Annotated in this window: 21 protein-coding genes and 1 tRNA gene; 5 read left to right on the forward strand and 17 right to left on the reverse strand. The window is 47.4% G+C overall.

Annotated features, from left to right (window positions below):
- Positions 1-626 precede the first annotated feature (626 nt).
- From ACN0UH_RS18360 to ACN0UH_RS18370, 3 genes are all read left to right on the forward strand, one after another.
- A complete protein-coding gene (locus ACN0UH_RS18360; protein ID WP_417663415.1) occupies positions 627-1,304 on the forward strand; it encodes a hypothetical protein in 678 nt (225 codons plus the stop codon).
- Positions 1,305-1,522: 218 nt separating this feature from the next.
- Positions 1,523-2,896 carry a beta-propeller fold lactonase family protein gene (locus tag ACN0UH_RS18365; RefSeq protein ID WP_417663416.1) on the forward strand — a complete coding sequence of 458 codons (1,374 nt, stop codon included), beginning with the start codon at positions 1,523-1,525 and terminating at the stop codon, positions 2,894-2,896.
- A gap of 246 nt (positions 2,897-3,142) precedes the next feature.
- Positions 3,143-3,427: a hypothetical protein gene (locus ACN0UH_RS18370; RefSeq protein ID WP_417663417.1), complete on the forward strand. Its 285-nt coding sequence runs from the start codon at positions 3,143-3,145 to the stop codon at positions 3,425-3,427.
- A gap of 1,051 nt (positions 3,428-4,478) precedes the next feature.
- On the opposite strand, the gene ccmI is transcribed toward ACN0UH_RS18370, so the two are convergent.
- The 7 genes from ccmI to ACN0UH_RS18405 all read right to left on the reverse strand — a co-directional run bounded on the left by ccmI (position 4,479) and on the right by ACN0UH_RS18405 (position 10,295).
- Positions 4,479-5,348 carry a c-type cytochrome biogenesis protein CcmI gene (gene ccmI, locus ACN0UH_RS18375; protein ID WP_417663418.1) on the reverse strand — a complete coding sequence of 290 codons (870 nt, stop codon included), beginning with the start codon at positions 5,346-5,348 and terminating at the stop codon, positions 4,479-4,481.
- The gene (locus ACN0UH_RS18380; RefSeq protein WP_417663419.1) at positions 5,341-5,814 is read right to left on the reverse strand and encodes a cytochrome c-type biogenesis protein CcmH; all 474 of its coding nucleotides are present in this window, start codon (positions 5,812-5,814) and stop codon (positions 5,341-5,343) included. Before ACN0UH_RS18380 ends, ccmI begins: the two co-directional genes overlap by 8 nt.
- A 521-nt stretch (positions 5,815-6,335) precedes the next feature.
- The gene (locus tag ACN0UH_RS18385) at positions 6,336-8,309 is read right to left on the reverse strand and encodes a heme lyase CcmF/NrfE family subunit (RefSeq protein ID WP_417663420.1); all 1,974 of its coding nucleotides are present in this window, start codon (positions 8,307-8,309) and stop codon (positions 6,336-6,338) included.
- Positions 8,309-8,779 (reverse strand): cytochrome c maturation protein CcmE, encoded by a 471-nt coding sequence (gene ccmE, locus ACN0UH_RS18390; protein ID WP_417663421.1) that lies wholly within the window; start codon positions 8,777-8,779, stop codon positions 8,309-8,311. The genes ACN0UH_RS18385 and ccmE overlap by 1 nt, the downstream gene beginning before the upstream one ends.
- Positions 8,776-8,952, reverse strand: a complete 177-nt coding sequence (gene ccmD / locus ACN0UH_RS18395; protein WP_417663422.1) for a heme exporter protein CcmD — start codon at positions 8,950-8,952, stop codon at positions 8,776-8,778. The genes ccmE and ccmD overlap by 4 nt, the downstream gene beginning before the upstream one ends.
- Positions 8,949-9,722: a heme ABC transporter permease gene (locus ACN0UH_RS18400; protein ID WP_417663423.1), complete on the reverse strand. Its 774-nt coding sequence runs from the start codon at positions 9,720-9,722 to the stop codon at positions 8,949-8,951. Before ACN0UH_RS18400 ends, ccmD begins: the two co-directional genes overlap by 4 nt.
- Before the next feature lie 141 nt (positions 9,723-9,863).
- Positions 9,864-10,295: a c-type cytochrome gene (locus ACN0UH_RS18405; protein ID WP_417663424.1), complete on the reverse strand. Its 432-nt coding sequence runs from the start codon at positions 10,293-10,295 to the stop codon at positions 9,864-9,866.
- Positions 10,296-10,702: 407 nt separating this feature from the next.
- Here ACN0UH_RS18405 and ACN0UH_RS18410 point away from each other — a divergent pair, with 407 nt between their 5' ends.
- Positions 10,703-11,314 (forward strand): cytochrome P460 family protein, encoded by a 612-nt coding sequence (locus ACN0UH_RS18410; RefSeq protein WP_417663425.1) that lies wholly within the window; start codon positions 10,703-10,705, stop codon positions 11,312-11,314.
- 447 nt (positions 11,315-11,761) lie between these two features.
- Here ACN0UH_RS18410 and ACN0UH_RS18415 read toward each other — a convergent pair whose 3' ends face one another.
- Positions 11,762-12,127, reverse strand: a complete 366-nt coding sequence (locus ACN0UH_RS18415; protein ID WP_417663426.1) for a histone-like nucleoid-structuring protein, MvaT/MvaU family — start codon at positions 12,125-12,127, stop codon at positions 11,762-11,764.
- Between the two features lie 1,240 nt (positions 12,128-13,367).
- Between ACN0UH_RS18415 and ACN0UH_RS18420 the strand changes: the two genes are divergently transcribed.
- Entirely contained in the window at positions 13,368-14,045 is a 678-nt protein-coding gene (locus tag ACN0UH_RS18420) for an OmpW family outer membrane protein (RefSeq protein WP_417663427.1), read from the forward strand.
- Positions 14,046-14,449: 404 nt separating this feature from the next.
- Here ACN0UH_RS18420 and ACN0UH_RS18425 read toward each other — a convergent pair.
- The 9 genes from ACN0UH_RS18425 to thrS all read right to left on the reverse strand — a co-directional run bounded on the left by ACN0UH_RS18425 (position 14,450) and on the right by thrS (position 22,046).
- Positions 14,450-14,526 (reverse strand) — tRNA-Pro (locus tag ACN0UH_RS18425).
- A 91-nt stretch (positions 14,527-14,617) separates the two neighbouring features.
- A complete protein-coding gene (locus ACN0UH_RS18430; RefSeq protein WP_087517316.1) occupies positions 14,618-14,974 on the reverse strand; it encodes a MerR family transcriptional regulator in 357 nt (118 codons plus the stop codon).
- The gene (ihfA, locus tag ACN0UH_RS18435; RefSeq protein WP_087517317.1) at positions 14,955-15,257 is read right to left on the reverse strand and encodes an integration host factor subunit alpha; all 303 of its coding nucleotides are present in this window, start codon (positions 15,255-15,257) and stop codon (positions 14,955-14,957) included. Before ihfA ends, ACN0UH_RS18430 begins: the two co-directional genes overlap by 20 nt.
- Positions 15,258-15,260: 3 nt before the next feature.
- Positions 15,261-17,639 (reverse strand): phenylalanine--tRNA ligase subunit beta, encoded by a 2,379-nt coding sequence (pheT, locus tag ACN0UH_RS18440; RefSeq protein ID WP_417663428.1) that lies wholly within the window; start codon positions 17,637-17,639, stop codon positions 15,261-15,263.
- 44 nt (positions 17,640-17,683) lie between these two features.
- The gene (gene pheS, locus ACN0UH_RS18445; RefSeq protein WP_417663429.1) at positions 17,684-18,700 is read right to left on the reverse strand and encodes a phenylalanine--tRNA ligase subunit alpha; all 1,017 of its coding nucleotides are present in this window, start codon (positions 18,698-18,700) and stop codon (positions 17,684-17,686) included.
- Between the two features lie 235 nt (positions 18,701-18,935).
- A complete protein-coding gene (rplT, locus tag ACN0UH_RS18450; RefSeq protein WP_010489095.1) occupies positions 18,936-19,292 on the reverse strand; it encodes a 50S ribosomal protein L20 in 357 nt (118 codons plus the stop codon).
- A 25-nt stretch (positions 19,293-19,317) separates the two neighbouring features.
- Positions 19,318-19,512: a 50S ribosomal protein L35 gene (gene rpmI, locus ACN0UH_RS18455; RefSeq protein WP_087517320.1), complete on the reverse strand. Its 195-nt coding sequence runs from the start codon at positions 19,510-19,512 to the stop codon at positions 19,318-19,320.
- 60 nt (positions 19,513-19,572) lie between these two features.
- Entirely contained in the window at positions 19,573-20,124 is a 552-nt protein-coding gene (gene infC / locus ACN0UH_RS18460) for a translation initiation factor IF-3 (protein WP_177408727.1), read from the reverse strand.
- Positions 20,124-22,046, reverse strand: a complete 1,923-nt coding sequence (gene thrS / locus ACN0UH_RS18465; protein WP_417663430.1) for a threonine--tRNA ligase — start codon at positions 22,044-22,046, stop codon at positions 20,124-20,126. The genes infC and thrS overlap by 1 nt, the downstream gene beginning before the upstream one ends.
- Positions 22,047-22,326: the final 280 nt, after the last annotated feature.

Raw genomic sequence — 22,326 nt, forward strand, 5'->3', positions numbered from 1 at the left:
TACCAAGCATAGCCAGGGGCACAAGCCTAGCCAGCAAGCCGTGACAAGTAGACCCTGAAAGTTTGGGGGGGCAGCCTAAGCTAGATGCCCCTTTCTCCGAAACCTTCCAACCTAAACCTGCCCTCCCTGCCGTTGGGGCCTGGTAGAACCTATCTATATGGCTGTAGCGAAGCTTAATATTCTATCGGACTGCTTAGAGCCATTGGGCTATAACAATATTTGGCTAACGTTGAACGCATAGGAAACATCGCATAGAGCTTTGTACACTGAAATCCATATCCCGTTTATTCATTTATACATCACAAATTGTATTTGTACACAAAAATAATATTAATTTGCAAATCCATCTTTAACCACCAAACAAACGACTCTGCCTTAATGCCGCAATGGTGTAGCCGTCAGAGTGAACGTCGTAAAAATTTAAATAAATTAATCTAATCACGCCTAAGCAGTTACGGTTGCTGTATTTTTTACTCCCCCCACTATATATCGCAGTTTTTTGAAAGAACCATCATGACGACCAAGGTTAAGGTTCATCAGCTTACAATATGAGCGATTAGTTAAATCACGTGACACCGACTATTCGTCAGTTGTCACGCCTGATGACTTGAATCTGAGGGTATTAAATGAATTCTGATCTTAAAGTACTACAAACTACATTCATTGAGGTTTTTTTAAAGCTAGCATTAACCGGTATTACCTTGGGCATGATTTGGCTAGACATAGCCGTATTCAAAACTCGTATATTAGAAGTTTCCTTTGTAGAAATCACGCAAGAGGTGATGTTAGGTTTGTGTGCTGTATTGTTTTTGACAAGCGCAAAATATCAAAACAAAGGATTTAACGTATTGTTAGGTGGATTTTTTGGATGTCTATTAGCTAGGGAACTTGATGGTCTCTTGGATCCAATAGCTCATAGCGCATGGTACTGGCCTTTCACTGCGATCATAATGCTAACGGTAGGTTTTGTGTTCAATGAAAAAAACCGCCAAACCACCCTACATGCACTTGCCACTTTCACTCATATGCGTGCATTTGGAACCATGACTACCGCGCTAACTATTCTCGTATTTTCACGTGTGTTCGGCATGGGAAGTTTTTGGCATCTAGTTCTAGGCGAAGGTTATGTTCGTCTTGCTAAAACCACTGTAGAAGAAAGTATTGAACTTCTGGCCTATTCGATGTGGCTCGCTGCAAGTATTGAGATCTACTTAAGCGTTCAACCACAGAAAAAGAAAATCGCAGTGCGAAAATATACATATAAATATAAACCTTCTCAAACTCCGGTGGACAACTACAAGTAATTTTCTCAACTGTCGCTGCTGCCAACTGATACAGATTTTGTCGACTAATAAAGACGACAATTTGATGTCTTTCTGAAAAATTTCGCAATTTTCTGAAAGCATGCCACCTGTGCAAATGCTAGCGTATTTCAATAGTAGCATTGGGTTTAATTACAGTAAATCCTATATTCTAAATATGAAAGCTTGGTCTACCAATAAACTCACCTGAGGGTATTTCCATGAGCGTACTATCTAAAATATCTCTGTTTACTGCAGCTATTTTTTTAAGTTTTTCTGCTTTAGCAGCTAATGATAAAAAATTTCTTTACACGTTAACAAATAACATTTCAAAAAACGAAAATGCAGTCGCTCAATATCGTCGATTAGATGATGGGGCTTTGCGGTTTATCCGATTTTATAAAACTGATGGAACCGGAATTAATAACGATACATACGGAAAGCTTGGCCCACAGGATAATGATTCTCAAATCATTGTCACGAACGATAAAAAAAGACTTTATGCTGTTAACACTCACAGCAATAGCGTAGCGGGATTCAATATAGACGAAGGTGGAACTCTCACTAAAATAGCAGGTTCGCCGTTCCCTTCCAAAGGCATCGCACCAGTAAGTATTAATATTTCAGGAAACATTATGATTGTCGCTAATAGGAACGAGGACTATCATCAAAAGGATAGTTTATCCGACCCAGAGGGTGCCAGTTATACTTCCTTTATAATTCAAGAAAATGGAAGCTTGGTTTATGCCGACACTTTAAATGTGCCTGACTTCCAAAAACCAGCGCAAATTCATGCCTCGCCCATCGTAAAAAACCTATTTTTTGCTGATGAATTTCAAGTTGATGTCGACTTTGACGGAAATGAAACCAGGTCCTTTTTAGCCGGCCCTAAAGCCAGTGTTCAAGGTCAATTAAAAACGTTAACAGTCGATGATGAAGGAATAATATCACTTGTTAATCAGACAAAAATACCTGAGACAATTGAAGATTACTTATATATCGGATCGCCTGGTGTACCAACAATGCCTTTGGGCATTTGGAGTCATCCGTCGCAAAAAATTCTGTATGTTGGACTGGTAACGAGAAACCAACTTGGTGTTTTTTTATATGATGAAGTAGGCAATTTGCGATTTATCAATTCGGTTAGTAACAGCGGGCAGGATATATGCTGGATATTGGTTAATAAGCAAGCAACGCGGCTTTACACCGTAAACAATCTGCCGCGCCAAAACACTCAACAAACCGCCAGCACTATATCCGTTTATGATATTTCTGGAGAAAATGCATTGTCGCCCATCGAAATCCAGGTTGTTGATACCCCATGGCCTAGAGAGCCCTTCATCAACAATCGGGATGTCTTGCAACCTGGAAGTACTTCATTTGAGATAGCACTTTCACCCGAGGAGGACTTCATTTATGTCATCAATCAAAGAATTAACCAGACCGAAGAAAACTCCTCGAAGGTTGGAAATGCTATCCATAGTTTTTCAGTGAATAAGGATGGTCTGCTCAAGTCAGTATTTTCAGTCGACCTCCTAAAGGATGGATTTCCAGCAAATTCTAGAGCCCAAGGAGTTGTCGCTGTTGACTTTTAACTCATGAGCATATCTACAAGTACATTTATATGATGTTATAAACATTTAAATAATAGGAGGAAAGCATGACAGCCCTTAGTCTCAATCACGCCACCAATCTCATTAGCAATATAATCATTTACGCGACCTTCACAAAATAACAATTGATATTTTTTTGTTTTAAAATATGATTCAACTTAAACAAGTTGTGATGTAAAAAGCATTACGCACGTACAACGACCCATACAATAATTATTGGAGTACCTCATGATTAATAAAACCGCATTGTTTTTATCACTCAGCATATCAGCATTCTCAATTCAGTCTCGTGCTGATACTACTTTATGCGATATTAATTTACAGAAAATTGATGACCTCCTTCTTACTGCCGGTCAAAATCTAGTAGGTGGGACCGCAAAAAAACTTGAACAAGCTAAAGAAAATGCATTAGAAGCCAAAAAAGCTGGAGACACCAATAAATGTATCAACTTAACGCAACGCGCGTTAGTGGGAGCTGATAATAGAAGCATGGGTGGCGGAGGAGCTAACTAGTAGCTTAAATTTCAGGTGTAAACAGAGACGGGCCACTGATAAGAACGTAGTTGATATGTACTTATTACGCTCGTTTCACTTCCACACCATAGACTTTAAAGCTTAATCGACAATTATGACAATAAAATCATAAGCTGCTAGTACAAATATTCTGACTAATTATTTTTCTCGGCAACCAAGATTTGCTCAGTACTAGCAACGAAAGCATCCATTAAATAATTTGACCTAGCATGTTATTGGTTTGGCGGGCCCAATCAAGAGCAACCTCCATCTACTCGTGCGATGAACACATGACAGCATGATGCGCTCGAAGAACTTTGTGCCATTGACTGCACTGATTGTTCATGCGATGGACGGCTAGCCTAAAACTCGCAGTAAATTAGCTACAGACAATAGCTAAATGTGCTCGACTTGAAATCCCCTACACTACTTATCACCTGACAGGCCTCTAGGTCTCTTCGAATATTGCCGTAGAAGTTACGGTAGACTACTGGAAAGAAATACCAATGATTGAATTCCTTGATCGGTCACCCAGTATGAATTCTGTGTAGAAAATCAATGATCCGGCCTTCGACAACAAGCCTTTAGCCTTCAATTTATTTACCGTCGAAGCTGAGCCTAAAATTTAGCAACTTATATCAAGGTGTATACTAATTGGTTTTTATACATTTCTAACCTTATTTTCGTACAATATCCCTTCGCATTCAATATACTAACCAGGTATCTGGACGATCAATAGTTAGATCATGTTTTTCCAATTTATCTTCGCTGAACCGTGCCCTAAGCATTCTCCCGATTTGGCCGTCCCAGCTTTTGAGATTCGAGCAGTTATCTAAGCCTTAGATGCTTGCGATAGGACGTTATTAGCAATCATCGAATCAGCATCAGAAAATTCTACGTCGGCAGGTAGGTTTGAGATCCGTAGTCGCTTGACGGTAAGAGGAGCTTTGGAGCCGTATGGCATCTATGCAAATACAAATGAGCTGTCATCTTGATCAATCATAATTAAAATTTCAGAAGAAATTTCAACCCAAGCATGAAGCAGAGTTTGTTATATTTCTCCTGCATCGCTACTTATAGATTTATTGCTTTTGGTACCTTTTAAAATACCTTCTCGAGCTAGGCGAATTCCTTCCATTAAAGGGACACGTGATGCATCACCTGAATTAATTTGTGTTAACGCGTGACTCCAATACTTTAATGCGTTCTTATAGTCCCCATCCTCAAAGGCGGCCAACCCTAAAAGGTTTAAGCTCATGACCTCATTCGGGTTTCCCAATAAAGCCTCATCCGTCAAAGCCTTCATCGCTGGCGACCACTTTTTATTTTGTGCAAAATATAGTGCGTTAGCCCATGCCCCTAACAATTCAGGACGGCGACCGGCGATCGACACCGTTCGCTCGAACATTTGAGTTGCATCGTCAAATCGCCCCTGAGCCATATAGTTTTGAGCGAGAGAATAGGCGCTTTCAGCCAATGCTGGTTGAGCATTAACTGCACGTTCCAAGAGATTGCTCATCTGTGCCAAAGAACTTGGGGGCTGTGCAAACTCACGAGACAGTTTGACTTTGTCGCTGGCGCCGAAATGCAAGTACAGGAATAACCCGAGAGCTGGTACTAAGAAAGCAACTAACAGCGGCAGCCATTTACCTGTAGCCGAGGACTGTTTGATGTCAACTCCTTCGGTGTCCGCCAGTAATACGCTCGCTGCTTCAGCAAGGACACTATTTTTTTGCGTCACCGACAACACACCGTACTCTTGCTCAACTTGCATCTCATTCAAGCGCTCCTGATACAGTCTCACATTTAGGGCTGTACGACCCTCTTCACTTTGAGAGCGACGAATAAGTAACCCAGGAATCAATACGAAATTGAAAGCAACCAGCAACAACAAACCCACACCTAGCCAGAAATCACTCATTATATTTTTGTTCCAGCAAGTGGCTTAGTTGTTGACGCTTTTGCTCAGTAAGTACGTCGATTTGATCACCATGCCGCATACGGTGTCGTACAACAATCAAACGAATCACCAACAACCCTCCCAATAGAAAACCGACGGGCCCGAACCAGAGCAACCAGGTATGTCTATTCAGTTCGGGTTTGTAACGTACGAATTCTCCATAACGATCAACCATAAAATCAATTATTTGCTGATTACTCTGGCCCTCTCCAAGCATGCGAAAAATCTCTTTGCGTAGATCTGCTGCAATGGAAGCGTTAGAGTCGGCTATATTCTGATTCTGACATTTAGGGCAACGCAACTCTTGAGTCAATTCGATGTATCGACCCTGTTCAGTCTCATCATTGAACACGTAAGTATCACTGGCAGCCTGTACTGAACTGGCGAAACCTAATGCCAAGACAACTCCGCATAAAAACCGATTCATTTGGCAACCTCGTCTACCATCCATTGAAAAAGTTCAGTGAGCATTTCACTCCAATCACCCCATTCGTAACGCTACATGCTTGTTGATGTGCTTGCTGTCGACCAAGAAGGCTTTTAGAACGCCATGCATACCAAGATCCAAACTAGGCCCATCTCGTTCGTTGCGATTACTTAACTGATCGAACTCTTTGAACTTTCTGAACAGATTCAGGGCATAAGCATTTATGTTTTTATGGTTGACTCCGTAATTCTTTCTTTTGTTTGGCCTATATGCTCAGCGCTTGCGGGTGAAATCCAGCAATCAACGTATTATGTAACCTCTAAGTACTAACTAGTAACGCTTCCCAGAAAATCAATAACTTATCAATGGTGACTTACCGAATATGGACTGCAGGAAGCAAGCGGGAAATGGTTTGTCGATCAATGCAGACGGTAATGAGGACTTGTCGAAATACAGACCGCTGAGGAGAAATGCTGCCGTGCCAAGAAAAAACATCAGCGTAATTACCAATAGCAAACTCTTCATACGGGAGCTTTTATGAGGCCGAACGTTTCACAAACTTTTCTTCTCACCTTGACTCTATAACGCTTATCCGACGTCGACAGTAAGCCTCCCGCTGCGGTGATCAGCCCCCCGAACCATATCCATCGCACAAACGGTTTAATATGTATTCGTATCGCCCATGCCTCATTGTCTAGGGGCTCGCCAAGCGCAACGTAAAGATCGCGGGTGAAACTTGCGTCAATACTTGCCTCTGTCATCGTTGTACGTTGTACGGTGTAAAAGCGCTTCTCTGGATGTAACAAGGAGACTTCCTTCCCATTTTCCAGTACACGAATAGTGCCTTTGTCAGATATGAAGTTAGGGCCTTGAACGTGTTTGATGGCATCGAAGAAAAATACGTAGCCTCCCAACTCAACAGAGTCACCAGGCGTCAAACGAAGGTCTCTCTCGACGCTGTTTTGGCTGGACAACATCACCCCCAACGCAACCACAGCTACCCCTAAGTGCGCTAGTTGCATCCCCCAATAACTTCGGGGCAATGCACGCATACCTTTGAGTAAACCTTTATGTCGAGTTTTGTCCAAGAGATCACGCACACCTGCTAGCAGCATCCACGCCACTAGCAGGAAAGTGATAAATATAGCCCAGTTGAAATTTGCCAAACCAAATCCAGCAATCACCGCCAGAGTCGCACTACCAACCAACACCTGGGCGAGTCTGCCCAATAGCCATTTGGACGAAGTGTCTTTCCATCGTACCAAGACACCAACAGCCATTAATGCCATAAGCATGCCCATCAAAGGGACAAAGAGCGCATTAAAATATGGAGGTCCCACTGACATTTTCGCCCCGGTTAGAGCATCAAGTGCCAAGGGATACAAAGTCCCTAGCAATATCATCGAAGCCGTTACAACCAGCAAAAGATTGTTGCTTAACAACAGGGTTTCACGCGAATACAGACCAAAAGTGACACGACCTATGACAACCGGCGCACGAATGGCGAATAAGGTTAATGAACCTCCCACCACCATCAACAGAAAAACCAGAATGAATACGCCGCGAGCAGGATCGGAGGCAAAAGCATGCACCGATGTCAGTACGCCAGAGCGTACGAGGAAGGTACCTAGCAGACTTAAAGAAAATGCAGAGATGGCTAGCAATACTGTCCAGCTTTTGAACACACCACGTTTTTCAGTGACGGCAAGGGAATGTATTAGGGCTGTTCCCACCAGCCATGGCATGAAAGACGCATTTTCCACTGGATCCCAAAACCACCATCCGCCCCAGCCTAATTCGTAGTAGGCCCACCACGACCCAAGCGTAATACCTACGCCAAGAAAGGCCCATGCAATGATCGTCCAAGGTCTTGACCAACGTGCCCAAGCAGCGTCGAGACGACCACCAATTAATGCAGCAATAGCGAAAGCAAACGCTACTGAGAACCCCACATATCCCATGTACAACATCGGTGGATGAATGATCAAACCAATATCTTGAAGCAGTGGATTCAAGTCGCGACCGTTTTGTGGAGTCAACGGCAGGATTCGGCTGAAAGGATTAGACATAAGGATTAAGAACAACAGAAAGCCAACACTAATCATGCCCATTATGGCAAGTACACGGGCCAGCATGACCTGCGGTAATTGGCTAGAGAACACAGACACAGCAAACGTCCAACCGCCTAAGATCAATGTCCAAAGCAACAGAGACCCTTCATGGGCACCCCAGACTGCGCTGAACTTGTAATACCAAGGCAAAGCACTGTTGGAGTTTTCTGCGACATAGGCTACCGAGAAGTCATCCACCACGAATGAATAAGTCAAACAGCCAAAAGCAAACAGCAAGAACGAAAACTGTGCCCATGCTGTGGGTTGAGCCAATCCCATCCATAGTCGATTACCACGCCAAGCACCCAGCAGAGGCACTACAGCTTGCGCGCTAGCAAAGCACAGAGCGAGTATCATCGCCAGTTGACCAAGTTCAGGAATCATCAATCACCCCTAGTCACTGGTATTTCAGAGTCACTCTGCGCAGACCGGCCACTATCTTTTAAGGCTTTTGAAACTTCGGGCGGCATGTACCTCTCGTCGTGCTTGGCCAGTACTTCATCAGCGATAACCACCCCTCCTGCGTTAAGCCTGCCAAGAGCGACGATGCCCTGCCCCTCACGAAATAAATCAGGGAGAATTCCGTGGTAGGTAATGGTCACTGACTTGTTGAAATCAGTGACCACAAACGAAACGTCTAACGTGTCTGCTGACCGATGCACTGTCCCCTCCTTTACCATTCCGCCAGCACGAAGCCGCGTGTTTTTTGGGGCTTCGCCATTGGCTATTTGAGTAGGGGTATAAAAGAGGTTTATATTTTCCTGCAGGGCACTTAGTACTAGAGCGGAAGCGGTGCTAATCCCGGCGACCATGCTAAGCACAAAAAGCAACCGCAGTTTATGGACCGGGTTCATTTGTTTTCCTCCCGCCGTAATCGACGAAACTCATGCTGCAAGTACCGTCGATGTGCAAAAAACGGCAGCAATGCATTAATGGAAAGCACCAGAAAACAGATGCCATAAGCAGTCCACACAAACAGGCCATGATTCCCCATCGCAACAAAGTCACTAAAGGAGGAAAATGTCATTGAACTGCTCCCTTCACGTCGAGGCCCATAGAGCTTTTCATAACAACGTTTCTAACCCAGCTGGTTCGAGATTCACGCTTTAGTAACTCCAGACGCATTCTTAGCAACAACACTGCGCCAAAGAAGCAATAGAACCCAAGCATGGTAAATAATAAGGGGAGCCACATTTCAGCTGGCATTGCTGGCTTTTCAGTAAGACTAAAGCTTGAGCCTTGATGGAGCGTGTTCCACCATTCGACTGAGTATTTGATAATGGGGATATTAATCACTCCGACTATTGCCAGTACCGCGCATGCCTGAGCCGCACTGTTCCGGTTGGTAATAGCGCTACCCAGTGCGATTAGGCCAAAGTACAAAAATAACAAAATCAACATAGATGTAAGGCGTGCATCCCAAACCCACCACGAGCCCCAAGTCGGCTTACCCCAGATAGCACCGGTTGCCAGGGCAACAGCGGTCATCCACGCACCAACAGGCGCAGCGGCTGCTAGGGCAACATCTGCAATTTTAATTTTCCAAACTAATCTGATAATCCCGCATATCGCTAACATGACATAACACGATTGCGCCAGCATTGCTGCTGGAACATGGACATACATAATTCTAAAGCTATTACCCTGCTGGTAATCAGGAGGGGCGAATGCCAACCCCCAAATGACACCAGTAATAACTAACAGAGCAGCCAGACCACTTAACCACGGCAAAAAGTAGCTGCTCGTATCATAGAACCATTTTGGAGAACCCATTCGATGAAACCAACGAAATTCCATAGCCGTATGCCCGCGTTAATAAATGTAAAAATCGTCTTAGCTTACAATTCCAATAACCACTTAAGCATTATTAAACTTTATTGGCGACCATCTGAATAGTTAGATAATTATTGATTAAATTTTTTCACATAATCAGACGGATCACTCGTTGCTAAACGTCGAGATATACTCAATCACATCTCGGCGCGCTCGCTCGTCGCTAATTTTCACAGTCATCTTTGTAGTAACAGACTCATCATTCACAACACTCCTGATATAGCCTTGAGGATCAGCGAGCCAATTAAAAACTTTTTCCTTATTCCAGCTCATTCCGGCCTGAGCTGCTTTTTCCAAGCCTGTACCATAAGAAAAATCTGTAAATGATCCCATTTTCCGATTCAGTACACCTGTCAAATTTGGGCCAATTCCATTGCTCGCCATTGGACCAATTTGATGACAAATGGAGCATTGTTGAAAAACAATTTTACCACGCGTAGAGTCACCATCCTCCGCAAGTAAAGGCGAAGCAAAGACCAGGGCTAGCAGTCCAGCTAGTACACTCGAAGAAAAAAAATTAGTTGATTTACTGTTCATATTAGACTCCCGATAATATTTATTTATTGTTTCTATCAGAATTCAGTAGGCATCAAGCCCTGTTTACTGTTCCGACAAGTTTAACAACCAGTAGAGACGAGAAAGACAATAAGTAACTGGAGAACCTAAACAAAGCCATCAGGTAAGCGCTGTGCTAAAAAAATAATCCAGTATTCTTTTTGTCTATTCACTCCGCATATAGATCATGGGCATGTTTTACTTAGATTTAGATTTTATTCTCAGAATGTCAGCCACTAATGTCAAGCAGCTCCATCAGTGCGAGCTAAATTCCGCACGTTTTTGAAAGATGGACCTACGCTCGTTCGCTAGCCTTCAACTTGCATTACTATTAAATCATTTAGCAACGAAGATCAGAGGTTCGACTCAGTCCTACTGGAGATTACAAAATGAAAAGCCTGATACTTAATAGGTCAACTGCGCTAGCGATAACTGCCTGCATTGGGTTATATGCTGCTGGGGCGCACTCAGCAGACTATCCTGACGTAAAAATTGGCCCGACATTCAACGAGAAAGGTCAATTGGTACAGCCAAAGGATTTCCGTAAATGGGTATTTATCGGGGCTCCTCTAACGCCAAACGGACTGAACAATGGAAACGCTGGTTTTCCTGAGTTTCATAATGTTTACGTAGAGCCCGCAGCTTTCGAGCAATATAGGAAAACGGGAACTTGGCCGGAAGGCACGATGATGGTGAAAGAACTGCACCTGACCCAAAAAGGTCCGCTGCCGGATGGCTCAAGTGTCGAACCATCAGGTAGAGGTTATTTCCCAGGGGGGGGGCCAAGTGGACTAGATGTGTCCGTCAAAGACAGTAAACGCTTTGCAAAAACCAAAAATTGGGGTTACTTCAACTTCGGCCACCACTCGCCACCGTACTCCGCTGTTTCGACGGAGTCACCAAAGGAAGCCTGCGCCGGGTGCCATATTGATAACGCAAAAGAAGATATGGTGTATATCCAATTTTACGAACCGGTCCTAACGGCCCTTCCCCTTCCATAACAAATAGATAAGGTCTTACAAAATAAGCCTTATTTATCAAAATAAGGCTTATTTATTAACAGTAGAACATAACCTACCGAACATCGGAATGAATCAAGAGTGGTAACTCCATGCTACTGGGGGCAATATCACTAGCGTCAGTTATACACACCGAGGCTGGATTGACTCTTGCCAACACCCGAATACCAAGCAATATGCTGAGTAGATGGTTCGCGCGCACGATGACTGGGCATTGATTGAACATCTCTGGCGATAAAAATCTGGTTGAGTTTTCTCCGGATATAGAAGCGAACGGAGCTTACACCTAGCCCTCCATAACAAGCACAATGCTCTCTCAGCCTAGCCAAGGCATTCGCATAGCGGTCAACCTAGCCTGTCTCGACGACAGACCATCTTATCGAGCGCAATAAAAAGGCCCTTTAAGGGCCTTTTTATGCTCAACCGAACTCATTTGGTTAGCCAAGACTCAACTATGTCAGAGCCGTATTTTGCTTTCCATTCTTTCAGCATCTTGTGGTTGCCGCTTTTAGTTTCTATGATTTCTCCAGACTCAGGATTTGTGTAGACCTTCGCCTGGCGGGGCTTGCGGCTACCGCCTTTCTGCACAGTCACAGGAGTGCGACGACCGACTTGTGGATCAAGCAAATTAACGATGTCTTTCAAGCTGAAACCATACTTGGCAAGTAAAGCGCGAAGTTTGGTTTCGAATTCGATTTCCTGCTTGAGGCCAGCATCGTCCTTGAGGGCTTCGAGTGCTTGGAGTTGTTCTGCTAAATTTTTTTCAAGTTGACGAAATTCCGCGAGTTTTGACATCAGCCATTTCCTTGATATTGGGATAGCACTGGATACACATGAAATATTGTACAGCGTTTTATAAACCTAAATTGAAGATTTCACAGCAATCAGGTCGAGCATATGCCCAAGAACCACTACAGGCAACCGAATGGGCAATGCGATCATTGATCGGTTTACACAACTCTTTACCGCATCGAGCAGAAGGTCAAGTCGATGCGTGTGCGGGGGCCTAAGAAATTGATGAGGATGATGGCTTCAGACTAACATTGTAATTCAGTGTCACTGCGCTCAGACCGCCTAACCGGGTGGGTGGCGCTACGCCTTCAAATACCAACACCAAGCTATGCCAGCGTTGCAAGCAGTTGTCGTGACAACTGTCTAGCGCCTCCATGTAGTAATTATCCGAAAGGCCCTCCAGACGATCACCGTTAAGTTTCCATTCTCACAATGTAAAAATTTGGTTTGTGAAGCTGTACCTTATAAGTGGATTATTAATTATTTTATTCAATGGGTAGAAACCAGGGGATATCTAATAATATTCTGATCATAGAAATGCTACTGACTCCATGTCACTAGACGTTTTGAGGCGGATTCTAAGCGGTACAGCTTTAAGCATTATTTAGCTAATAATAACTGTACTAAAAACTCAAATATTCATAAATTTTTGAGTAACATCTCCACTTCCCTACTTATACCCCTGACATAAGCGCAGTTTCGGCGTTCATCACCCTTACAAAATTCGCATTTTTTTGAAAGCAAGTTCCCCAGATAGTAGCTAGCGTATGTACACACGCACCATGCTTGAATTTGTCAGTTTCAATTCAGATTTATAAGGACGGCCTACCCCCTCAATGATAAGTACACCAGATGACGTTTCTATGAACGCAACACCTTACTTCATGCTGTTAGCTTTAGTTATCCGCTTAAGTCATATTGCTTGCGTGAGCGGTGAGAGAAGCTATATAAACACATTATTCTAATTCGTCGAACACATCCTTAATGCACTTAGGCCTTTGGAGCTACCAGTCAAAAAATATATTGCACGGTGGGTCCGTCGATGTCACCAGAAATCAGCAGAGGATGTTTTTATATAATTACCTGAACCACCTGAAATTTATAATAAAATTGCATTTGTAATGTGCCAGATTTTTTATAAAGTTGACCCAACGACTTATTAAGTTATATCCATACTTGCTTTATTTAGAGACTTATAACTTTACCATTATCGAAGAACCTAGTAATTCAATAGGAATTGTTCATGAATAAATACACGCTCATAGCTCCACTGCTCACCCTTACGATTGCCCCATGTTTTGTGCACGCACATGAAGCTGGCGACATAATCATTCGCGCTGGTGCGATCACCGTTGACCCGAACGAAGATAGCTCTGGAGTGAAGAGTTCCCTTGGAAACCTGGGCGGCAGCGCAACCGTTGAAAGCGACACTCAACTAGGCCTTAACTTTGCCTACATGATGACTGACCATTTGGGTATTGAGTTACTGGCCGCTACTTTCAACCACGATGTGGGCGTACATGGCCTGCAAGGCGGCTTGGCTGGACTCAATGGAGATCTAGGTAATGTCAAACAATTGCCACCAACCCTAAGCTTGATCTATTACCCGCTAGACAATAATTACGCGCTCCAACCGTACGCAGGTATTGGCATCAACTACACCGCTTTCTACGACTCGGATACCTCAAGCAGCGCTGAAGCCAAAGGCTACAGCAACCTTGATCTGGACGATTCATGGGGCATGGCCGCACAAATCGGTGCCGACTACATGATAGACGACCAGTGGATGGTCAATGGGCAGGTGCGTTATATCGACATCGACACCAATGCCCATGCGGACTTAGCGGGTGTCGGCACCTTGAAGCTCAATGTGGATATCGATCCGTGGGTATACATGGTCGCTCTTGGCTATAAGTTCTAACCTCACCTTGCCAGCAATCGGTATAGGGGTCGAACGTCACAGGCTTCTCTCCCTGTCACACCACCCGGCATGCAATTCCCCACCGAGCTTCTCCTCCACTTGTCCCCAGTTTAGGTAACTCACGACAGATCATTGAACTTAACCCATTTCGGCAAGGAAGCGTTCACGGCGAGTTTGCTTCTGAGGACTTGTCAGATGCTTCCCTAGAGGTGTGGGTCCTTTCCAGTCTCTCTTGAATCACACCGCTCGATAAATGACATGTCGCCTTTCACAAAACCAATGTTGTTGGAAACACTCAATAACACTGGTGGGGTAAAAAGTGGGGTAAAAATGAGCAATGAGAAAAACCACCGCCCACAAAAAAATCCAATCACCGCTAAGTGATTGGATTTTCTAGGATTATATGGTCGGGACGGAGTGATTCGAACACTCGACCCCTTGCACCCCATGCAAGTGCGCTACCAGGCTGCGCTACGCCCCGACTAGGCGTGGTTACGTGTTGGCGTAACCTCGAAAACGTTGAGAATCATACAATAAGGTCCTGAATTATGGAACCTTTTGCCTTTGATTCTCTAGTGACGAAGCACATGTAAAACGTCTTCCAACTCGGTAATAGTCTGCTTGATAAGCTGCTTATACTGAGTGGTATCGTCTTTGGCTTCATCGCCGGACAAACGCTGTCGTGCGCCGCCAATGGTAAAGCCTTGGTCGTACAAAAGCGCACGGATCTGACGAATCATCAGCACGTCTTGTCGCTGATAATACCGGCGATTGCCGCGTCTTTTCACCGGATTGAGTTGTGGAAACTCCTGCTCCCAATACCGCAATACATGCGGTTTGACGGCACAGAGTTCGCTAACCTCGCCGATCGTGAAATACCGTTTGCCTGGTATGACAGGTAATTCGTCGTTATGACTTGGTTCCAACATAAGCCTCAACCCTGGCTTTAAGTTTTTGGCCGGGACGGAAAGTCACTACACGGCGAGCCGTGATAGGGATTTCCTCCCCTGTTTTTGGATTACGACCGGGACGCTGACGCTTATCGCGCAGGTCAAAGTTACCGAATCCTGAAAGCTTGACCTGTTCGTTGAGCTCCAGCGCTTGCCGGATCTCTTCGAAAAACAGTTCAACCAACTCCTTGGCTTCCCGTTTATTCAGGCCTAGCTCTTCATACAGACGTTCGGCCATTTCAGCTTTCGTCAGAGCCCCCATACGCTACTTCCTTAACGTGGCGTTGAACCTTTGTTCTAGGGAGGTGAGGATATTCTGTGTAGTAGTACTCACCTCATCGTCATTAAGAGTGCGCGATGGATGCTGCCAGGTCAAGCCAACTGCAAGACTTTTTCTATGAGGATCAATGCCTTTACCGTGATACACGTCAAATAGCTTGAGGTCTGTTAGCCATTCCCCTGCTGTTTCACGGATTAATGCCAGCAATGCAGCCGCTGGAACCTCACGATCAACCACCAATGCAAAGTCGCGACGTACTTCTGGGAAGCGCGACAACTCGGCAAACGCAGGCATACGCCCTTGAGCAACTTCGCTCAGGAGCAGTTCAAACATGAACACGCTTTGATCGATATCCAGCTTTTTAGCCAGTTCAGGGTGAATAGCACCCACATAGCCAACCAAGCGCCCATCGCGTTCAATACGTGCGGTTTGACCTGGATGCAGCGCAGGATGCTCACCTGATACAAAACTGAATGCATCCGCAGCACCGGCACTCGCCAGCAGCGCTTCTACATCAGCCTTGATGTCATAGAAATCAACATCATCACGACCATGCGCCCAACCTTCAGGCAAGCGGCGACCGGTGATAACACCCGCCAACATTGCTTCTTGCTTAAGCCCTTCCAGCTGACCAACAAAGCGTAGCCCGCTTTCGAATAAACGCACGCGCGGCTGCTGACGATTAAGGTTGTGCTCAAGCGCCTTGATCAAGCCTGGCCACAAGGACGAACGCATCGCCGCCATGTCAGTCGAGATAGGGTTGGCCAACATCAATGGTTTTACGCCCGGCGTGAACAGCTCGAACATTTTCGGATCAATGAAGCTGTAGGTAATCGCTTCCTGATAACCACGGGCAACCAGCAAACGACGCAGCGCCGGCAGCTCAACAGCAGCTTCGGCCTTGGTTTGCGGAGCCAGGCGCGCCTGCGGATAACGCACTGGCAAACGGTTGTAGCCGTAGAGACGCGCCAACTCTTCGATCAAATCAACCTCAAGGCTGATATCGAAGCGGTGACTTGGCACCGACACTTGCCACTGCCCTGCACCATCAGCGCTAACGCCAAGACCCAAGCCAGAAAGCAGACCAACCACTTCAGCGTCATCCAGCTTCAAGCCGAGCATTTGCTCAATGCGCTCAGAGCGCAGAGTTACAGGCGCAACATTAGGTAGATCAGCGTCGCTGGCCACTTCAATGATTGGGCCAGGCTCGCCGCCGACGATGTCGAGCAGCAACGCAGTCGCACGCTCCATCGCCTCGCGTGCTAGCTGTGAATCCACGCCGCGCTCGAAGCGGTGTGATGAGTCAGTGTGCAGACCATAGGAGCGCGCTTTACCGGCAATCGCAATGGTGTCGAAGAAAGCAGCCTCAAGGAACAGGTCACGGGTGGTCTCGGCAACACCACTGTGCTCGCCGCCCATCACGCCAGCGATTGCCAGAGCGCGCTGGTGATCGGCGATAACCAGGGTGTCACTGCGCAGCGTTACTTCTTGGCCGTCTAGCAGAACAAGCTTTTCGCCCTCTTCCGCCATGCGCACACGAATGCCGCCATTGATCTGCTCAAGGTCGAACGCGTGCATCGGCTGACCAAGTTCGATCATCACATAGTTGGTGACATCAACCACCGCATCAATGCTGCGGATATCCGAACGGCGCAGACGCTCGACCATCCACAGCGGCGTAGGCTTGGACAGATCAACGTTGCGCACCACGCGTCCCAGATAACGTGGGCAGGCTTGCGGGGCCAGTACTTCCACCGGGCGCACCTGATCATGAACAGCGCCGACTGCAGCCACTTCAGGACGAGTAACCGGCGCGGCATAAAGCGCACCAACTTCCCGCGCCAGGCCAGCGAGCGACAGACAGTCGCCACGGTTTGGAGTAAGGTCGACTTCAATGCTGGCGTCGTTGAGATTCAGGTATTCACGAACATCCTGGCCCACTGGCGCATCAGCCGGTAACTCGAGCAGGCCGTCATTTTCTTCGCTGATTTGCAGTTCAGCAGCCGAGCACAGCATGCCGTTGGACTCAACGCCGCGCAACTTGGCCTTTTTGATCTTGAAATCGCCCGGCAATACCGCACCAATCATGGCGAACGGGATCTTCAGGCCTGGACGCACATTCGGCGCACCGCAGACGATCTGGAATGTCTCAGCGCCATTGCTGACCTGGCACACACGCAGCTTGTCGGCATCCGGATGCTGCTCGGTGCTCAATACTTCACCGACAACGATGCCGCTGAACTCGCCTGCTGCGGCGCTGACGCTGTCGACTTCCAAACCCGCCATTGACAGGCGAGCGACTAAATCTTCACGACTGACCTGCGGGTTAACCCAGCTGCGCAGCCACTGTTCACTGAATTTCATCCTGCCTTCCTCATCAATTCGATTAACTACTTACAGCGTTTTAGCTAGCGGAATTGCGCTAGGAATCGCAGGTCGTTATCGAAGAACAGGCGCAAGTCATTAACGCCGTAACGCAGCATAGCCAGACGCTCAACACCCATGCCGAACGCAAAGCCGGAGTATTTTTCCGGGTCGATGCCGCTCATGCGCAGAACGTTCGGATGAACCATGCCGCAACCCATCACTTCAAGCCAACCCGTCTGCTTGCACACCCGGCAACCTTTGCCGCTGCACATCACACACTGCATGTCGACTTCAGCCGATGGCTCGGTGAAGGGGAAGAATGATGGACGGAAACGCACGCCCAGCGGCTTCTCGAAGAACACGCGGAGAAACTCTTCAATGGTGCCTTTCAGGTCGGCAAAGCTAATGCCCTCGTCGACCAGCAACCCTTCAACCTGATGGAACATCGGTGAATGGGTGATATCCGAGTCACAACGGTACACACGACCCGGGCAAACGATGCGGATCGGTGGTTGCTGCGACTCCATGGTGCGTACCTGTACCGGAGAGGTATGAGTGCGCAACAACATATTCGCGTTGAAATAAAAGGTGTCGTGCATTGCCCGCGCCGGGTGATGGCCGGGAATGTTGAGCGCCTCGAAGTTGTGATAGTCGTTCTCGACCTCGGGGCCTTCAGCAATGCCGTAGCCTATCCGAGTAAAGAACTGCTCTACACGCTCCAAGGTGCGCGTAACCGGGTGCAAACCACCCGATGTCTGGCCACGGCCAGGCAAGGTTACGTCGATACGTTCCGCTGCGAGCTTGGCACTCAGCGCGGCGTTTTCCAGAATATCCTTGCGACTGCTCAGGGCTTCCTGAACACGCTCTTTGGCCGCATTGATAAGAGCACCGGCTTGCGGGCGCTCTTCTGCAGACAGGCTGCCCAGGGTCTTCATCACCTGAGTCAACTCGCCCTTTTTGCCCAAATAGTGAACCCGCAGTTGTTCCAGGGCGCTCACATCATCGGTGTTGCGCACGGCCTCAAGCGCTTGCGAGACCAGCACATCCAGATTTTCCATTTACAGACTCCAGATACGAAATAGGGGAAGAGCTCAAGCTCTTCCCCTATCGGTGACGTTTCGAACGAGTTCAAGGACTACTGCGCTTGATCATACTGCGTTGGAATCCCGCTCGGGCTGCTCATTTACAGTTCGTAAACTCCGCACCCTCGCGCTCTTCCGCCTTGCCTGATCTTCGCTCGTGACGACCTTGACCCCGCTCTTGCACCGGGCGAGCCCGGTGATTGTCGGGGACTTAAGCCAGTTCGGCTTTCGCTTTCTCGACAATCGCAGCAAACGCCGCTTTTTCGTTCACTGCCAGATCAGCCAATACCTTACGGTCGATCTCGATGGACGCTTTTTTCAGGCCAGCAATGAAACGGCTGTAAGACAGACCGTTTACACGTGCGCCAGCGTTGATACGAGCGATCCAAAGGGCACGGAACTGACGCTTCCGCTGACGGCGGTCGCGGTAGGCGTATTGGCCTGCCTTGATCACAGCCTGCTTGGCAACACGGAATACGCGTGAGCGTGCGCCGTAGTAGCCTTTAGCCAGTTTCAGAATTTTTTTGTGACGCTTACGAGCAATTACGCCGCGCTTAACACGAGCCATGAGTTATTTCCTCTACCTAACCGAATTAACGAACGCGCAGCATGCGCGCCACTTTTGCCACGTCAGACGGATGCACCATGGTGCTGCCGCGCAGATGACGCTTACGCTTAGTGGACATTTTGGTCAGGATGTGGCTCTTGAAAGCGTGCTTGTGCTTGAAGCCTGAAGCTGTCTTCAGAAAGCGCTTCGCTGCACCACTCTTGGTTTTCATTTTTGGCATGTTCGGATACTCCGCATTCAGTTAATAAATATAATCGCAAGGCCTGCCGTGCCCTGTTGATTACTTCTTCTTTTTGGGGGCGATGACCATAATAAGCTGGCGTCCTTCCATCTTCGGGTGCTGTTCAACGGTGCCGTATTCAAGCAAGTCACCTTCAACTCGCTTCAACAACTCCATGCCCAACTCCTGATGCGCCATCTCACGACCACGGAATCGTAATGAAACCTTGGCCCTGTCCCCCTCACTAAGGAAACGTACCAGGTTGCGTAGTTTTACCTGGTAATCCCCTTCCTCCGTCCCTGGACGAAACTTGATTTCTTTGATCTGTACTTGTTTCTGGTTCTTCTTCGCCGCTGCTACCTGCTTCTTCTTTTCGAACAGGTGCTTGCCGTAGTCCATGATGCGACATACGGGGGGCAAAGCGTCAGCAGAAATCTCAACCAGATCCAGCTTAGCTTCTTCAGCTATGCGTAGCGCTTCATCAATAGAGACGATGCCAATCTGCTCGCCTTCAGCGCCTATTAACCGAACCTCGCGTGCCGAGATATTCTCATTGATCGGCGCTTTGGGTGCAGCTCGTTTATCTTGTCTCATTTCACGCTTAATAGTGATTACTCCAAATCTTGGCGACCACGCCGGGAAACCGCCTGCGTAACGAAATCAGCGAATTGGGATAGGGACATTGAGCCCAGATCAGTGCCTTCACGGGTACGCACGGCGACAGTTTGCGTTTCAACTTCCCTATCTCCAATAACCAAGAGATAAGGAACCTTGAGCAAAGTATGCTCGCGGATTTTAAAGCCTATTTTTTCATTTCTCAAGTCAGACTTGGCACGAAAGCCGCTTTGATTGAGAGTTTTTTCCACTTCAAGGGCAAAATCGGCCTGTTTATCGGTGATATTCATCACCACAGCCTGAACTGGAGCAAGCCACGCAGGGAATGCACCGGCATATTGCTCGATCAGCATTCCGACGAAGCGCTCAAACGAACCCAGAATCGCACGGTGCAACATCACCGGACGACGACGGCTGTTGTCTTCGGCGATATAACTGGCATCCAGACGCTCAGGCAAGTTTGGATCGTACTGCAAAGTACCGCACTGCCAGTTACGACCCAGACAGTCCTTGAGAGTGAACTCGATCTTCGGACCGTAGAACGCGCCCTCACCTGGCTGATATTCCCACTCAAGACCCGACTCATTCAGAGCATCGGCCAGCGCACCTTCCGCACGGTCCCATAACTCTTCCGCACCCACACGCTTAGCGGGACGCGTAGACAACTTCATGGCGATATCAGTGAAACCGAAGTCTGCATAAACCTGCAGCGTCAGCTTGATGAAATCAGCCGCTTCCTGCTTAACCTGTTCTTCGGTGCAGAAAATATGTGCATCGTCCTGAGTAAAACCGCGCACACGCATGATGCCGTGCAAGGCGCCAGACGGCTCATTACGATGACAAGCACCAAACTCAGCCAGACGCAGCGGCAAATCACGGTAAGACTTCAATCCCTGATTGAACACCTGCACGTGGCAAGGGCAGTTCATCGGCTTGATCGCGTAATCGCGGCTTTCCGACTCAGTGGTGAACATGTTTTCCGCGTAGTTGGTCCAGTGCCCGGACTTCTCCCAGAGAATACGGTCAACCACTTGCGGCGTCTTGATCTCCTGGTAACCGTGCTCACGCTGCACCTGACGCATGTATTGCTCGATCACCTGATACAAGGTCCAGCCATTGGCATGCCAAAACACCATGCCCGGCGCTTCTTCCTGCAAGTGGAACAGATCAAGCTGCTTACCAATGCGACGGTGATCACGCTTTTCAGCTTCTTCAATGCGCTGGATATAAGCAGCCAACTGCTTTTTATCCGCCCAAGCGGTGCCGTATACGCGCTGCAATTGCTCGTTCTTGGCATCGCCGCGCCAGTATGCGCCCGACAACTTGGTCAGCTTGAAGGCTTTGAGAAAACGCGTGTTCGGCACGTGCGGGCCACGGCACATGTCGACATATTCTTCGTGGAAGTACAGGCCCATCGACTGTTCGTCAGGCATGTCTTCGACCAGACGCAGCTTGTAGTCTTCGCCACGCGACTTAAACAGCTCAATGACTTCAGCGCGCAGCGTGACCTTCTTGATTACGTCGTAATCTTTTTCGATCAACTGCTGCATGCGTTTTTCGATCGCCGCTACGTCTTCCAAAGTAAAGGGACGTGGCGAGGCAATATCGTAGTAAAAGCCGTCATCAATGACCGGACCGATCACCATCTTGGCTTCCGGGAACAGCTGCTTAACTGCATGACCGACCAAATGCGCACAAGAGTGGCGGATTATCTCAACGCCTTCCTGATCTTTGGGCGTGATGATCTGCAGCGTTGCGTCGTGATCAATCAGATCACAGGCATCAACCAGCTTGCCGTCAACCTTACCGGCAACAGTGGCTTTAGCCAGACCTGCACCGATAGATTGAGCCACCTCAAGTACGGATACCGGGTGATCGAATGGACGTTGACTGCCGTCGGGAAGAGTAATGATGGGCATGGCGCCTCCTCTCCTAGTGGTGACCTCTACCAAAGGCCACATGGGTTGGGATGAGCCAGTAAGCGATTCGGCGGAATCCCTGCCTTACTATGGCAGTAGCATTAAGCCGACCAGACCGAACCGCAGTCACTGGAAGTTTACGTAACGTAAAACGTGAACATACAACACAAAAAACGGCCGCCTAGGCGACCATTTTTAGCAATTCTTTTATTAGATACCGGGTTCATACACCTGCAGAACCTTCAAAAAGCACCTAACTGATTGAAATAGCTCGAAAAAC

Source organism: Pseudomonas sp. (assembly GCF_048265905.1).
Taxonomy (GTDB): domain Bacteria; phylum Pseudomonadota; class Gammaproteobacteria; order Pseudomonadales; family Pseudomonadaceae; genus Aquipseudomonas.

Bases quoted from the DNA above. Each gene is read 5' to 3' on its own strand.
- ACN0UH_RS18360 (WP_417663415.1), top strand. From the start codon at position 627: ATGAATTCTGATCTTAAAGTACTACAAACTACATTCATTGAGGTTTTT.
- ACN0UH_RS18365 (WP_417663416.1), top strand. From the start codon at position 1,523: ATGAGCGTACTATCTAAAATATCTCTGTTTACTGCAGCTATTTTTTTA.
- ACN0UH_RS18370 (WP_417663417.1), top strand. From the start codon at position 3,143: ATGATTAATAAAACCGCATTGTTTTTATCACTCAGCATATCAGCATTC.
- ccmI (WP_417663418.1), bottom strand. From the start codon at position 5,348: ATGAGTGATTTCTGGCTAGGTGTGGGTTTGTTGTTGCTGGTTGCTTTC.
- ACN0UH_RS18380 (WP_417663419.1), bottom strand. From the start codon at position 5,814: ATGAATCGGTTTTTATGCGGAGTTGTCTTGGCATTAGGTTTCGCCAGT.
- ACN0UH_RS18385 (WP_417663420.1), bottom strand. From the start codon at position 8,309: ATGATTCCTGAACTTGGTCAACTGGCGATGATACTCGCTCTGTGCTTT.
- ccmE (WP_417663421.1), bottom strand. From the start codon at position 8,779: ATGAACCCGGTCCATAAACTGCGGTTGCTTTTTGTGCTTAGCATGGTC.
- ccmD (WP_417663422.1), bottom strand. From the start codon at position 8,952: ATGACATTTTCCTCCTTTAGTGACTTTGTTGCGATGGGGAATCATGGC.
- ACN0UH_RS18400 (WP_417663423.1), bottom strand. From the start codon at position 9,722: ATGGAATTTCGTTGGTTTCATCGAATGGGTTCTCCAAAATGGTTCTAT.
- ACN0UH_RS18405 (WP_417663424.1), bottom strand. From the start codon at position 10,295: ATGAACAGTAAATCAACTAATTTTTTTTCTTCGAGTGTACTAGCTGGA.
- ACN0UH_RS18410 (WP_417663425.1), top strand. From the start codon at position 10,703: ATGAAAAGCCTGATACTTAATAGGTCAACTGCGCTAGCGATAACTGCC.
- ACN0UH_RS18415 (WP_417663426.1), bottom strand. From the start codon at position 12,127: ATGTCAAAACTCGCGGAATTTCGTCAACTTGAAAAAAATTTAGCAGAA.
- ACN0UH_RS18420 (WP_417663427.1), top strand. From the start codon at position 13,368: ATGAATAAATACACGCTCATAGCTCCACTGCTCACCCTTACGATTGCC.
- ACN0UH_RS18430 (WP_087517316.1), bottom strand. From the start codon at position 14,974: ATGTTGGAACCAAGTCATAACGACGAATTACCTGTCATACCAGGCAAA.
- ihfA (WP_087517317.1), bottom strand. From the start codon at position 15,257: ATGGGGGCTCTGACGAAAGCTGAAATGGCCGAACGTCTGTATGAAGAG.
- pheT (WP_417663428.1), bottom strand. From the start codon at position 17,639: ATGAAATTCAGTGAACAGTGGCTGCGCAGCTGGGTTAACCCGCAGGTC.
- pheS (WP_417663429.1), bottom strand. From the start codon at position 18,700: ATGGAAAATCTGGATGTGCTGGTCTCGCAAGCGCTTGAGGCCGTGCGC.
- rplT (WP_010489095.1), bottom strand. From the start codon at position 19,292: ATGGCTCGTGTTAAGCGCGGCGTAATTGCTCGTAAGCGTCACAAAAAA.
- rpmI (WP_087517320.1), bottom strand. From the start codon at position 19,512: ATGCCAAAAATGAAAACCAAGAGTGGTGCAGCGAAGCGCTTTCTGAAG.
- thrS (WP_417663430.1), bottom strand. From the start codon at position 22,046: ATGCCCATCATTACTCTTCCCGACGGCAGTCAACGTCCATTCGATCAC.